This is a genomic window from Ktedonobacter sp. SOSP1-52, from assembly GCF_016587395.1.
In genome coordinates, this window is the sequence record NZ_BNJH01000006.1 from 244246 (window position 1) to 257969 (window position 13724).

The 13724-nt window shown below is 54.4% G+C and carries 7 protein-coding genes and 2 pseudogenes; 3 read left to right on the forward strand and 6 right to left on the reverse strand.

The features are described from left to right. Positions 1-49 precede the first annotated feature (49 nt). Complete coding sequence (locus JMJ16_RS46225) at positions 50-3187, reverse strand: transglycosylase domain-containing protein (protein WP_201392633.1); 3138 nt, start codon at positions 3185-3187, stop codon at positions 50-52. Between the two features lie 534 nt (positions 3188-3721). Here JMJ16_RS46225 and JMJ16_RS46230 point away from each other — a divergent pair. Beyond that, a complete protein-coding gene (locus JMJ16_RS46230; protein ID WP_201392636.1) occupies positions 3722-5236 on the forward strand; it encodes an APC family permease in 1515 nt (504 codons plus the stop codon). 62 nt (positions 5237-5298) lie between these two features. On the opposite strand, the gene JMJ16_RS46235 is transcribed toward JMJ16_RS46230, so the two are convergent. From JMJ16_RS46235 to JMJ16_RS55255, 5 genes and pseudogenes are all read right to left on the reverse strand, one after another. Beyond that, the gene (locus JMJ16_RS46235) at positions 5299-5565 is read right to left on the reverse strand and encodes a DUF6510 family protein (RefSeq protein WP_236602016.1); all 267 of its coding nucleotides are present in this window, start codon (positions 5563-5565) and stop codon (positions 5299-5301) included. Then, positions 5562-6320, reverse strand: coding sequence for a ferredoxin reductase (locus tag JMJ16_RS46240; RefSeq protein WP_201392638.1), 759 nt, complete (start codon positions 6318-6320; stop codon positions 5562-5564). Before JMJ16_RS46240 ends, JMJ16_RS46235 begins: the two co-directional genes overlap by 4 nt. Continuing rightward, a complete protein-coding gene (locus JMJ16_RS46245) occupies positions 6290-6901 on the reverse strand; it encodes a sulfite oxidase-like oxidoreductase (RefSeq protein WP_201392640.1) in 612 nt (203 codons plus the stop codon). The genes JMJ16_RS46240 and JMJ16_RS46245 overlap by 31 nt, the downstream gene beginning before the upstream one ends. A 244-nt stretch (positions 6902-7145) precedes the next feature. Then, positions 7146-8539, reverse strand: a pseudogene (locus tag JMJ16_RS57625) (mercuric reductase). 227 nt (positions 8540-8766) lie between these two features. Then, positions 8767-11171: pseudogene (locus tag JMJ16_RS55255) on the reverse strand (histidine kinase dimerization/phospho-acceptor domain-containing protein); the annotation flags it as partial. A gap of 541 nt (positions 11172-11712) precedes the next feature. Here JMJ16_RS55255 and JMJ16_RS46265 point away from each other — a divergent pair. Both JMJ16_RS46265 and JMJ16_RS46270 read left to right on the forward strand, forming a co-directional pair. After that, positions 11713-12558 (forward strand): MIP/aquaporin family protein, encoded by an 846-nt coding sequence (locus JMJ16_RS46265; protein ID WP_201392644.1) that lies wholly within the window; start codon positions 11713-11715, stop codon positions 12556-12558. Between the two features lie 116 nt (positions 12559-12674). Then, positions 12675-13580 carry a 2-deoxy-5-keto-D-gluconate 6-phosphate aldolase domain-containing protein gene (locus tag JMJ16_RS46270; RefSeq protein ID WP_236602017.1) on the forward strand — a complete coding sequence of 302 codons (906 nt, stop codon included), beginning with the start codon at positions 12675-12677 and terminating at the stop codon, positions 13578-13580. Positions 13581-13724 lie beyond the last annotated feature (144 nt).

Below are 13724 nucleotides of genomic sequence, written 5' to 3' on the forward strand. Positions count from 1 at the left end.
GTATCTGTCACACACCATTGTTTTACAGTTGCAAAGACGGGCCAGAAAACTACGGAGTCGGAGTAGGGAACGGAGGCACCAAAGTCGGGAAAGGCGAAGGTGTCTTCTGCGGTTTTGGTGTTGCTGTGACCGTCGGCGTTAGTGTCGGTGTTGGCGTTGGGGTTGGGGTGTTATTACCGCCACCCGGTTTGTTTCCACCATTGCCATTGGTGGTGGTAGGCGCGGCTGGGGCAATGTCTTTCCCGCGCAGTGTCGGGGCCTGACCATTGATAACCCAGTCGCAGATACCCGCCCCCGCTAGGCCATCCTGCGCCGAAAGGTTGCAGGTATAGGTCACGCCACCGGGCTTGGAGAATGTGGTCGGCCCGTTCATGCCATCCGTCGCTGGGTCGAGACGAGAGGTGTGGCAAGCAATGTGGACATTCATCGCGTCGTTAATGTCGGCACAGGGACGCCCGGAGACAAACTCCATCACAGCATGCCAAATGGGAGCCGCCCCGGTAATACCAACCACTCCATTTGCCATGTCATGACCATCGGCATTTCCTGCCCAGACCCCAACTGTGGCTCTAGGGGTATAACCAATCGTCCAGTTATCTTTGAAGGAATCGGTGGTACCAGTTTTGGCGCCTACCTGGTAGGTATTACAGCTAATGTATGTCTTGAGGGACGCCTGACAGCTTGGGTCCCAGTCATAGAATGAGAGATCATGGTCGCCAGGAAACTCTGGCTGGCGTGATGGCTCATCACTCAGGACCGACGTGAGGAGGTAGTTGACCTGGCTGGAAAAGACACGTGTGCCTTTCGTCTTCGCCGGGTCATAATGGAAGAGATGGTTGCCATAGTTATCCCAGACATCGAGAATATTCTGGTACGGCACATGCACACCATCATTGGCGAAGGTCTGGTAGGCGCTGGTCATTTCCAGGGGCGAGACATCCACTGTACCCAGGACCGGCGTCAGGTGAAAACAATTCATGGCATCCGTGCAGTTTTTCTTCTGCATAGCTTGATCAAGGCTGGTGATGCCCATCAGGCGCGCGTTATTAAAGACATTATCGGTGCCAGCAAAGGTCATCGCCTTTACCGCAGGAATGTTGTATGAGTTTGCCAGAGCCGCCCGAATAGTTGAGCGTGGCCCAGATACCCCATTCGGCTTCCCACCGTAGTCATTGGGCGAATATGGGAATTCTACGTTATCTTGATCCAGGGCGCCTGCAGCAGCGCCATTTGGAAAGTAGGTACGAACGTCAGGTAGAACAATCCCTGGATTCCACCCCATCTGGAAGGCCGTAGCATAGACGATTGGTTTAAAGGTCGAGCCAGGACCACGCCCACTCGTGGTCACATTAACGCTACCGGCCACACGCTTGTTCTTTGGGTCCTTGTAATAGTCAACGCTACCACTCATCCCCAGGACCTCGCCTGTCTTGGAGTTCATGACCACTACTGCGGCATCGTTCACTTGCAGGTCTCGATTGAGTATAGCAGTTGTTCCAGCATAGCTGCCGAACTTCTGGTAGGTTGGCTGCGTAATAAAGTATTTCGAGGCATCCTGAATATACTGCTGAATGTTCATATCCAGGGTGGTGCGAATGTTAAAGCCGCCCGAGAGGAAGGCCTGGAGTCCCATTTGATCGTCACCATTGCCGAGTATATGCACCATCTGAAGTGTGACCCAATCGGTGAAGTGAGGAGCCTTTTTAATCGCGCTATATGGCGCAAATTTCCAGGTAGCCGTTAATTTCTCGGCCTGCTGGATCATCTCGTCGTTGATGGGCTTGCCATCGACACGCTTGCCATCTGCCTTCATCTTTTGCAGGACATAGTCCTGGCGGCCGAGCGCGTTCTGGCGTGTGGTCTCGCTGATTGATGGGTCAAAAATGGTGGGATTATTAGGAATTCCAGCCAACAACGAAGCACGAGCCAATTCCACAATTGGATTGGGCTTGCCGGTCTTGGGATCAAGAGCCAACTTCGTAATGCCGGGCTTACAGTTAAAGTTTTTATCGCAATCGGGTTGCAAGCCAAATAAATCGCGAACCGCGGCCTCAACGCCGAGATCCTGAATCCCATAGGGGACACTATTAAAATAGATCTCCAGAATCTTCCACTTGGGGTACTGTTGCGTCATACCCAGAGCCAGGGTAGCCTCGACGAGTTTGCGCGTGTAGGTACTCTGATTCTGCTTCGACAGGTTTTTAATCACCTGCTGCGTAATGGTACTACCACCGCCATTACCAGAGGTGGCGGCGCGCAGAATGCCTTGTGGATCGATACCCGCGTTGTTCCAGAAGGTGCGATCCTCGGCAGAAACCTGGGCGTCCTGCAAAACCTGGGGAATATCTTTAAATGAGATGGGTGTTGAGCGGCCAGCACTTCCTTCTTCTTGATTGTAGAACTCCCCAATTAATGTCGTGTTGCGGTCGTAGATGCGTGTTGTTTGCGCGCTCGTCTTGTTTGCAATGCTGGCAACCTTGCCCGCTTGTTGTTGATAATAGCTCACAGCAAAGAAGCCCGTGATAGATGAGGCTATAAAGCCTACTATCAATACCGCCAGAGCTACGCGACTGAAGATCCTGCGGAAGCGCGATTGTGGACGTCCACGCCCACGGCGCTTGTTAGTGATCAAAGGCGCGATAAAGGGCGAGTTCAAAGCGCCCTTCCAGGGAGTAGCCTGCTCCATAGTCGGTTGCTGAGCGAGGGGATTGCCGCCTTGAGGATATGACCCCTGATAGTTTCCCATAGGTGGCGGCGCAGTCTGCGTAGTCTGTGTATAATTACTGCGCCCCAAAGTGGCCATTTTCCCAGAGACCTGGCGCATAACTTGCATCGCATTTGGCATCCAGCCCTGTTGTTGAGGGGGTAAAGGCCTCATGGGAGGCCGTGCAGTTTGTGGAGAGAACTGCTGGGGCCTCTGTGGTTGTGGTGGCATCTGTGGCTGGAACTGTTGGGGTTGGGAAGGCGGAAACTGCGAAGAAGCAGGCCGACGCGGATTGGCTGCAGGCGGAAACTGTGGAGGTTGACTAGGGCCGGCAGGTCGTTGTGAAAATGGGCGTGAAGCGGGTAGTTGCTGCTCGACATTTTTCTGCTGATAGTTGCTGAGTAATCCTCCCGTTTTTTTTGCCAGTTTGCCGTTCTGCGTCTTGTTCGCTGGCGTGCCTGGCTGATTCCAGTTATTACTCATATGCCTCCTTATACGTTTTCATGGTCAGCAGCAGGTTGCTCCTTTATTACACATATGAAAGGGCCTGACTGATTCAGGGTTAGGAAATGGGTACTCAGCGACGAGTGTCACTTTTCCCTCTTCACATGCGTATGATGCGACTGACCTCTCTGTTTTTTGACTCCTTTATGCAAAAAACATCGGCAACGATAAGATTGCCGGAAAATTCACGTTCACTGTCTGCATTTGCTATGTATCCTGCATAGGTTAACATACACACTCATCTATCTGCTAATTGCTTACATAAATGGGCTAGGGAGACCAGGCTAATGGTTTAGTTTTTGTGGATGATGTGCGGCAAGTGAAAGTGAGAATGTGCAAAGATCTCGGGACTATTTTAACTAATCAAAGCGGCCTCTATGCTATAATAAGAGCATCAAAATAGATGTGCTTCAATCCTCTTCGCACACTTCGATTCCCAACGAGTTTGCTGTAAATGATGGCTTTAAGGATGAGCCGCGTATCATTATTTCGCGAAAGGTAGGGAAACTTGCTATGGCGACATCTGCAATGGGAAATGAAGGCAATCAGCTCCGCTCGGAGCGTATTGCCGGGGGAATTTTACCGCGTGTGCTCAATTCATTTGACATGGTGGCGATCTTCGTAGCGATTGTGCTTTTTGCCAGCAACGGAGCGGTAGTCGCAGGCGGCGCGGGACCCTCCGCGTATGTGTACTGGATTCTGGGCTTTATAACTTTTCTTATTCCGGGGGCGATAGTCACAGGTCAGCTGGGCTTGATGTTTCCGGGCGAAGGCTCAATCTATGTCTGGACTCACAAGGCGTTTGGCTCTTTTATGGGGTTCTTCGCAGGCTTCTGTGCCTGGTGGCCAGGTATTCTGGTAATGATCGCCACCAGTGATACCGTGGTCTCGCTCTTGCAGCAGATCAACGCCTCCTGGCTGACTGAGCCCTGGCAGCAAGGGGTCGTCATCCTGGCTGTGCTCGCCTTTTCACTTGTGCTGTCTGTTCTGCGCTTCCGGGTGACGCAGAATCTGGTCAATGTGATCTTTGTGGCCTATGGCGGCGCGATCCTGCTTGTGGGACTGGCTGGCTTGCTGGCCCTCTTTGGTGGCCATTCCGCCCATGTTGACTATGCAGCGCATAATTGGTTGCCTGTTCCCGCGACCTATACTTTCTATGGCACTGTTATTCTGGCTCTACTGGGTATTGAGGTTCCACTCAATATGGGAGTCGAGATCACCAATACGCGCTCGATTACCCGGTATCTCCTCTGGGGTTCGGCGGTCGTCATGGCAGGCTATCTACTAACGACCTTTGGTGTGATGCAGGCCGTGACCCCGGTAAGCGCGCAGGGAAGCCCTTCAGCGATTGCCCAGGCGGTGACCTCCGGCTTTGGTGGCGCGGGTAGTGTGCTGGGTTTGCTGGTCAATATCATTTTTATTGGCTTCTTCCTCTTTAACACGACTGTCTACAACTACTCATTCGGACGCCTGCTCTTTGTCTCGGGCCTGGATCGTCGTATGCCAGCTATCATCAGCAAGGTCAATGCCAACAAAGTTCCCTGGATGGCTGTGCTGGTGCAGACTATTATCGCCGCCGTCTTTACGGTCATCGCCTTTATTCTGGCTCCGTATGCCTTAAATGCTGGCCTCAAGCCCGCTGACCTTTCAACCATCATCTATGACATTCTGCAAGCGGCGGTAACTGTTATCTGGTGTGTCTCGATGGTCATTCTGTTTGTGGATGTGATTGTGATTCGCTACAAATACCAGGATGCCTTCACACGGGTAAAGCTGGCTCCCACCTGGGTCTTCTACTTGTGCGCCGTCTTTGGCCTGATTGCCAGTGCCGTGGGTGTGTATGTCACATTCACAGGTCCCTGGACATCACTGGTTACCAGCGCGCAATGGGTGCTCTGGATTGGAGGCATTGGTTTGCTCTCCCTGATCGTGGGTGTGTTGCTCTACTTCGTAGGCCAGTTCACCGCTGGACGCCAGCAGGCCGATGATCAGGAGATCATCGCCGAAGTCACCGGTTCGGCAGAGTAGCCGCATCCAGTAGCCGCGTACGCCAGTAGCAGACCCGCTACTGGCGTACGCGGGAAGATGGACTAGACCGCTGTACTGATCTGAAGAACGCGCACGCCCTGCATATCCAGCCAGTATTGTCCCCTTCTCTGCGCAACGCGGATGAGCACGGTATCGCAGAAGGGGCAGCGTATGACCGTCCCCATCCCATGCATGTAGACAGCCAGTGCACCGATGGCACCGGTTGTACCGCAACCTGTACAGGTTGCCTGGGCCTGCGTCATTTCAAAAGGGAAGATCTCTTGCAGAATGCCCCCGGCAGCGTTGCCATCAAGCTTGTTCTCCATCATGTTTCTCCTGTGGGTCCGAATCGTTCAGTTTTGATTCGTCCAGGTTCGTATCCCAATGTGATGAGACTCGTTGCGGCTGTTTCGACGAATGGGGTTGGGCCACAGATGAACATCAATGCCCGTCGATCAACCTGCCATGCCACCTCGCGCAGCATCTCGGTATCGATCCGACGATGAAACCCTGTCCATCCAGGCGGTTGCACGCGGGTCAGCGTCTGCACCACTTCAACCTTCGTGTTGCTCTTGACCAGGCGAGCGAGTTCTTCACGGTAGATCACCTCCGTGTACGATCGCGACGAATATAGCAAACGGATCGGAATCGTACTCCCCAAGGCGGCATGATAGCGGATCATTGCCATCAACGGCACGATACCCGATCCCCCAGCTACTAGCAAGAGAGGACCACCCATCTGTGCCTCCCAGACGAAGTATCCCCCAATTGGACCGCGCAGTTCCAGTTGGTCACCGACACGGAGTTCACCCGTGAGGTAGGGCGACACTTCCCCGTCATCGATCCGTTCGACGGTGAGCGTCACATGTTGTTCCTGCTGAGGAGCAGATGCGATCGAATAGCTGCGCTCTGCCCGGTAGCCGTCTTCAGCCGTGAGTCGTACATCCACATGCTGTCCCGGTCGATGCCCCTTCCAGTGAGGAACGGCGAGTGTAATACTCTTCGCCCGCGCTGTTTCTTCCTGCGTCGCAACCACCTCGCCAAGCTGCCAGCTTAGTCGCCCCGGTATCGTTCTTCTTTCCATGGATCACCGTGATTATGGTAGCCAAGCGACTCCCAGAAGCCCGGTTCATCCCGATCGACCAATCGCAGACCTCGGACCCACTTGGCGCTCTTCCAGAAGTAGAGGTGGGGAACCAGCAGGCGTGCTGGTCCACCGTGTTCGGGGGTGAGTGGCTGCCCATCATACGCATACACCACCCACGCCTTTCCATCCAACACGTCTTCCAATGGAAGGTTGGTAGTATAGCCGCCATCGCTAAAGGCAATCACGTAGTTAGCATCGTACTCAACCTGCTCGAGCAGTGTATCGACGGAGACGCCTTCCCAGTGTGTATCCAGTTTCGACCACTTGGTCACGCAGTGGATGTCTTTGGTTACCATCTCATGTGGCAGGGCGCGAAATGCATCCCAGGTCCACCGTTTTGGTTGATCGACCTCCCCAAGCAGGGAGAAATCCCAGGTTGCGAGAGGCGTGTGTGGTGTCGGTCCCGCCGAAAGGACGGGAAAGTCACGCTCCAGATATTGTCCTGGCGGGATTCGCCCACTCTTATCGCCAGGCTTTCGGCGACCTCGGAATCCTCGCGAGACGAAACCTTCGCTCATTTTCTCACTCCTGATCTCTTTCTCATGTTGTTTCTCTCGAATCTATCATACACCGATGTCCAGGCTGATCGGCATACGCCGGATAGGATGAACCCACCCCTCGTTGTTGCTCAGACAGCATGACGTCATCGATCTAATGCATGGCCTGGTTTCCGGCTGTGTTGCAAAGATTCACGAAGGAAGACGATGAACGTCGAGCCTCCAGCAGCCAGTCCAAACAAATTGGCGATGAATGAGAGCTATCCTAAGAATCAAGCGTCATAAACAGCGCATTGAGCCCTTCAGCCAGGAGTGGATGGGTAAACGTACCTTCTTTTAAGGCAGTGTAGGGTAACTTCCCCATCATTGCCACCTGGATGATCGTCATTATCTCGCCCCCTTCTATGCTCAGGATGGCGCAACCCAGGATTTGCTGGGTCTCGGCATCGACGATAGCCTTCATAAAACCGCGCGTCTCGCCTGTTTCCAGAGCACGGGGTACAGCATTCATGGGCAATTTCGCCACATGGATGTTACGCCCCTGTTTTCTGGCCTCGTTTTCACTCAAGCCAACGCGCCCAAGCTGGGGGTCGATGAATATGGTATAGGGAACAAGGCGACCTTGCGTGCTGGCGTTGCCATGCTCCAGCAGATTGGTGCGCAAAATGCGGAAGTCATCGTAAGAGATGTGAGTAAAAGCGGGCCCACCTTTCACATCACCCATCGCGTAAATGCCAGGAACGCTCGTCTCCAACTGCTCGTTGACCTGGATATACCCCTCCTTGTTTAATTGGATGCCAGCAGCTTCGGGGTGAGATCTTCGGTGTTAGGGACGCGGCCGGCTGCTGCCAGTAGATGTGAGCCGATGAGCTGCTGTTCTCCCTGAGGCGTGCGCACAGTCAATTGAATACGTCCTCCACTGAGTGGCTCCACCTGTTGGGGCGTGGTTCCGGTCAGGACCGTGGTCCCTTCCTCGCGCAAAATCTTTGTTATTTCGTCACTCACGTCTTCATCCTCGCTCCTAAGTAAGCGTGGACCGCGCTGAATGATCGTGACCTGGCTGCCAAAGCGACGAAACATCTGCCCGAACTCCAGCCCAATGTAGCCGCCACCGATGATGAGCAGGTGTTCGGGGAGTGTGTCTAGCTCCATGAGCGTGGTTGAATTGAGCACGGGTACGCTCTCGATGCCTTTGATTTCTAGTTGTTCAGGCCGGTCACCGGTATCGATAACAATCAGTGGCGCGGTGATCTCCCGCGTCTCGCCACCCTTGAGAGAGACCTCAAGCGTGTTTGGGGCGAGAAAATGAGCTTCGCCCCTGAGCAGATCCAGCTCTTGTGCTGCTGTAAGACGGCTTTTGTAGCCGAGGCGTGCGCCTTCGACGATCCCATGTTTGCGTGTGCGTACGGCCTGCAGATCGACCGAAATGGGGCCAATATGTATGCCGTAGTCAGCGCCACGCCTTGCCAGGTAGGCGAGGCGTGCGCTGGCGACCATCGTTTTGGTGGGGGTACAGCCCACATTGACACAGACACCGCCAATGTGGTCACGCTCGATTAGCGCCACTTTTCGGCCTGCCTTCGCCAAAGCGATGGGGAGGAATCTGCCGCCCTGGCTGGTCCCGATCACAACCGCATCATAGTTGGTGGCTTGCGGCATCTCAATGTTCTCCTTCTGCTTCTCCGTAAACGTAACAGGTGCTTCCCACGAGCGAAATACATACCTCAATAGTGGTGTTCCATCTTCAAGATATACGTTGGCACAATAGAAGGACAAATATATCTCTCCGCCTATTTATGCAAAAGATTGCCGGGATGCCATCTACTGCTATCTGCATGTTTTTAACTAAGTTCCCAAATTGAGAATGGCCTTGTCATGTTCCGTCAATCGATAACTTCCTCAAGCATCTCGCCCAGATCGACCGTGTCTTGCGCATATTCCAGCTTCCCAGCCTGGATGCGCGAAAGGTCGAGTAACTCGTCGACCAGGCGAGTAAGAGCATTCAGCTGTGTTTCCATACGAGCACACACCACCTCCATATTGGGAAGGTCTCGTTTCTCAAGTTTCTTACACAAAAGCTGTGTTTGCAGCTTCAAGGAGGCGAGGGGAGTCTTCAGCTCATGGCTGACCATGCCCAAAAAGGCATCTTTTCGCTGTTCCAGTTCTTTGCGCGCCGAATTATCTAGCACAAAGGCAATCCCCTGGAACGGGTGATGTTTTAAGATGACCCCGCACACGAGCACTGGAAGGCGACTACCATCTTTACACACGTAGTCTTTCTCATATGTCATCGCCTGCCGGCGGCAAGCTCCTGATGAGCCTGCTGGGCCTGTGCTAGATACTCTGGAGGCGTCATGTACAATCAGTTCATGCGCCCTTCACAAAGGTCTTCACGGGTATAGCCGGTCATGCGCAGAAAGGTGTCATTCGCGTCCACAATCTGCTCCCCCTCGATGATATTGATCCCGATTATGCTGGAATCCATCAGGGCGCTCACGCGCTCCTGGCTCTGGCGTAAGGCTTCCTCGTGCAATTTGCCCGCCATCGTGCTTTCCCAGACGGCCTCGCGCCAGTAGATACTCTCGAGTGTTTGATCGCCCTCCGCTTTGATCCGGCTCCATTCAGCCTGCAGTTGCAGGGCACCGCGCTCGACATACCCCTGAGAAACGTTCGCCCGAGCCTGGGCAAACGCCATCTGGACTCGTGCGGCCCATTGCTGCTCCTCAAGATGGGTCAGGGCCTCCTGACAAAAAGCTCGCGTTGCTCCCGCATCCCCATGATGGAAACCCGCAATTGTGGCCTGCAAGGCGGCGATTTCCCCCAGAAGATGGAGTGGAGCCTCCGGTCCGTGTGCATCTCGCGCCATGGGTGTCTGTTCTTCCCGCAGATGAGCTCGTGTCCAGGCGCGTCTGGCATCGCGCACCTAGCTTTCGGTGACGTCTGGCATCGCGATCCAGAACAAGCTCTGGGCAGAGGCCAGGCACAAACGAGGCCGCTCACGCAGAACCTCGCGGGGAAGTTGCTCCATCCAGGAAGGGAGCAACGCGTACTCAAGCTGACTCCAGATGTCTTGACGGGGAATCTGCTCCATCAACAGCGCGGCCCAGGACCACTCGTGCGCCTGCAGCGCGTGCTGGATCGCTTCGCCGCACATCTGTTGGGCCGCATACCACTGACTGGCCCGCAGATGCAGGCCAGGCACCTTCGTGGGAGAGATCCGCTCCAACTGAGCACGCAGGACCGAGGACCAGAGAGGGTGGTAGGCATACCACTGGCGCTGCTCATCAAGTGGGCTGAGAAAGAGATTGGCTTGTTCTATTTCCTCCAGGAAAAGCTGGCTGTCCTGCTGCTCAAGGACTGCATTGCACAGAGAGTTGTGCAGGCGGGATAAGATGGATGTTCGTAGGAGGAAGCTTTGCACCTGCTCTGGCTGTCGTTTTAGCACCTCTTGCACTAGATATTCGAAAAGTGCACTCTGGTTTCCCTGGAGTGCTCGAAGCAGATCGTTGGGGTGTGCCTTTTCCTTCAAGGTAAGCGCTGCCAGTTGCATGCCTGCCCACCAGCCTTGCAGGCGTGCGTCCACTGCCTGGATGTCTTGCTCGGCAAGCCGAAGATCCATCACGTTCCAGAAAAAGGCGGTCATCTCCTCGCTCGTTGCCCGTAATTGCTCGGCGCGTAATTCCTGGATCTGGGCCTGCGCGCGCAGCCGGGCAAGGGAAAAGGGGGGGTCAGTCCGTGTTGCCAAGACCACACACACAGTGGGCGGCAGGTGCTCAAGCAGTGAGGAAAGCAGGGCATGGATCGCGGGCTCTGTAATCTCCTCGTAATTGTCCAGCACCAGCACCAGGGGGTCGCTTTGCCGGGCCAGGGTATTGATCAGAGTTGCGAGCACTGCTTGCCAGGATGGTTGTGGTATCTCGGACAAGGAGGCAACGGGGAGAGGAGAAAGTCCGGGCCGGCACTGTTCCAATGCGGTCAGAACGTATGCCCAAAACTGCAGGGGAGCGTTATCGCCTGCGTCAAGCGACACCCAGGCCACTGGCGGGTGACCTGGAGGAAATGTGCGAACCCAGCTTGCCAGCAGCGTGGTTTTCCCAAAGCCTGCTGCGGCGGAGATGAGCATGAGGCGTCGGTGGAGGCCAGCATTGAGCAAGGCCAGGAGACGCGGGCGAGCAATGATCTTATGGGGAGATACGGGAGGAAGAAACTTGGTCGCAAGCAGAGCATGAGGGGATGAGCGTAGGTCCGGCGCTGGTATGGTGTTGTGGGGGGTATGGTACTCGTGGCCCATACTCGTTCTTCCTTTCTGCTCCCTGTTGTTTGCCTTTTGGCGATGAGCAGATCAACTCTTTGGAGCATGCATGCTGTGCCATTGTCCATGAAAGAGCTCTCTGCCCCTCTCACTATGCATGGCTCTCCTGTTTGATTGCATTCCTGCGCATTCGCTTCAATTGACCAGGGAAGTCGAGCTACGCACTAGAACTTTCGTGCCGGATCCCGGCGGCCACTTCTCGCCTTCCGATAGCTCTTTCGACCCATGACTTCCTCTCCGCGCTTCCAGTATACTCCGGGAGTCAGAGGTCATCCGCCAGCAAGGAACACTGCTCAGATGCGAGGGATGGCACCATTAGTAAAATCAAAAGACGTGTTTATGGCCAAGCGCCTGAAAAAATGTTGTGTACATTCCCGTATACTGTCCTGTGTGATAGCGTCTTTACTCATCTAATATTGGCAGAATCGCAGAATAACCTGTTCTCGAAGCTCGACCAGGAAAGATCGTGTACCGCGTCTGCTCGTGCGTAAGCGAGGCGGACGAAATAAGGGAGATATGCATGCAGAAGCATTCCTGGTGGCAACGGCTCCACTGGCCCGAATACGGCTCAGAATTGCTGGGAACCGCGTTTCTCGTCTTCATCGTGTTAAGCGCGGTCACCTTCAATTTGGGTACAGATTCACCACTGGCAGTCGTGCTTCCCAATAGCGGCGTTCGTCGGCTGATTACGGGACTGCTGCTCGCGGGAAGCGGACCGCTTGTGGCAATCTCACCTCTTGGCAAGCTGAGCGGTGCCCATCTCAACCCCGCTGTCTCGCTGGCATTCTGGCTGCAAGGCAAGATGCACCAGCACGATCTTGTCAGCTATCTGGCGAGCCAATTTCTCGGTGCGGTGCTCGGCGCGGGATTGGCCGTGCTGATCTGGAGGGAGCGGGCGGCAAGTGTCCACAATGGCGTCACCGCTCCAGGGGCGGGATATCCCATCTGGAGCGTGTTTCTGATCGAGATGGGACTCACTTGCCTGCTGGTTCTGGCGATTTTTCTCTTCGTCAGTAGCCATCGCCTGATGCATTGGACCCCTTTGATGACCTGGCTCCTGATGGCGTTCATCTACTGGCAGGTTGCGCCCATCTCTGGCTCCAGCCTGAATCCCGCTCGCAGCTTTGGCCCAGCGCTGGTCTCCTGGTTCTGGCGTGACCAGTGGGTGTATATCCTTGCTTCTCCCATCGGGGCACTGCTTGCCGTCGGACTCTTTCGATTGCTGAGCCTGGTGGGCATACACGATGTGTTGACAGCCAAGCTGTTCCACGCCCCGCGCTATCGGTGTATCTTTAAAAATGTCAAAGCTCCACAATTGAATACCGATCAGGATGGAAAATTGATTGCGCTGAGAGAGAGGAATTGACCACCAGACAAGAGAAACTTTTTTATCACAGGAAACGTTTCGGCACTCAGAGAGCTATCAACCGAACACATCTTTACCTTTATCTCTAGAAGACACAGGTGAGAAGAAGGGAGCACATGATGAGGATGACAGGATATACCAAAAAGCTCGCCATTTTACCATTTGATCATCGCGCTTCTTATATCAGTGGTTTGTTTGGCTGGAAGGAACCGCTCAATGTCGAGCAAGCGTTGAGGGTAGCTGAGAGTAAGCGAGTCATCTACGAGGGGTTTAAAAAGGCCCGTATCCCCAAAGAGGAGGCGGGTATCCTCGTTGATGAACAATATGGTGTTGGCATTCTCCGCGAGGCGGTGCAACAGGGTACCATCACGGCAGTCCCTGTGGAAAAAAGTGGGCAAGACGAGTTTGATTTTGTCTATGGCGACGACTTCGCGCACCATATTGAGGCCATGCAGCCAACATTCGCCAAGGCATTGGTTCGCTATAATCCCGAGGGTGACCATATGCTGAATCAGCGTCAAACTCAACGTCTGAAACGTCTCTCCGACTACTTGCACCAATCACAACATCTATTCCTGTTTGAACTCCTTGTCCCAGCTGAGTTCCACCAACTTGAACTCGTTGATCAGAATAAAGATGCCTATGACAGCCAGCTTCGGCCTCGCTTAATGGTACGGGCCATCGAAGAATTGCGACAGGCTGGGGTGGAACCAGATGTCTGGAAAATTGAAGGGTTGGATCAACGCGCTGATTGCGAGAACATTGTCGAAGTCGCACACCGCAATGGTGGCCAGAATGTTGGCCTCATTGTGCTTGGGCGTGGAGCAAGCCAGGAACGCGTTATTCACTGGCTCCAGACGGCTGCAAGCGTGCCAGGTTTTATTGGTTTTGCCGTTGGTCGTACCAGCTTCTGGAACGCCGTTGCTGACTTTGAGGCAAAACGTCTCTCTCTGGACGCCGCCGCGACGCAGATCGAGCAGCATTTTGAGGAGTGGAACCAGTGCTTTGAGGCGGGACGCTAGGCAGGTATGGCGGTCCACGGCGGTCTGAATCGCTCATCGAATGCGAGCTAGCGGTTGGTTGAACGCAATCTTCATCAACTGTTCACTAAGCAAAGCAGAGTAGCCTCATCTAGTAGCCGCGTACGCTAGTAGCGGGTCTGCTAC

Coding starts and splice junctions, on each gene's coding strand:
- JMJ16_RS46225 (WP_201392633.1), bottom strand. CDS start 3,187: ATGAGTAATAACTGGAATCAGCCAGGCACGCCAGCGAACAAGACGCAG.
- JMJ16_RS46230 (WP_201392636.1), top strand. CDS start 3,722: ATGGCGACATCTGCAATGGGAAATGAAGGCAATCAGCTCCGCTCGGAG.
- JMJ16_RS46235 (WP_236602016.1), bottom strand. CDS start 5,565: ATGATGGAGAACAAGCTTGATGGCAACGCTGCCGGGGGCATTCTGCAA.
- JMJ16_RS46240 (WP_201392638.1), bottom strand. CDS start 6,320: ATGGAAAGAAGAACGATACCGGGGCGACTAAGCTGGCAGCTTGGCGAG.
- JMJ16_RS46245 (WP_201392640.1), bottom strand. CDS start 6,901: ATGAGCGAAGGTTTCGTCTCGCGAGGATTCCGAGGTCGCCGAAAGCCT.
- JMJ16_RS46265 (WP_201392644.1), top strand. CDS start 11,713: ATGCAGAAGCATTCCTGGTGGCAACGGCTCCACTGGCCCGAATACGGC.
- JMJ16_RS46270 (WP_236602017.1), top strand. CDS start 12,675: ATGATGAGGATGACAGGATATACCAAAAAGCTCGCCATTTTACCATTT.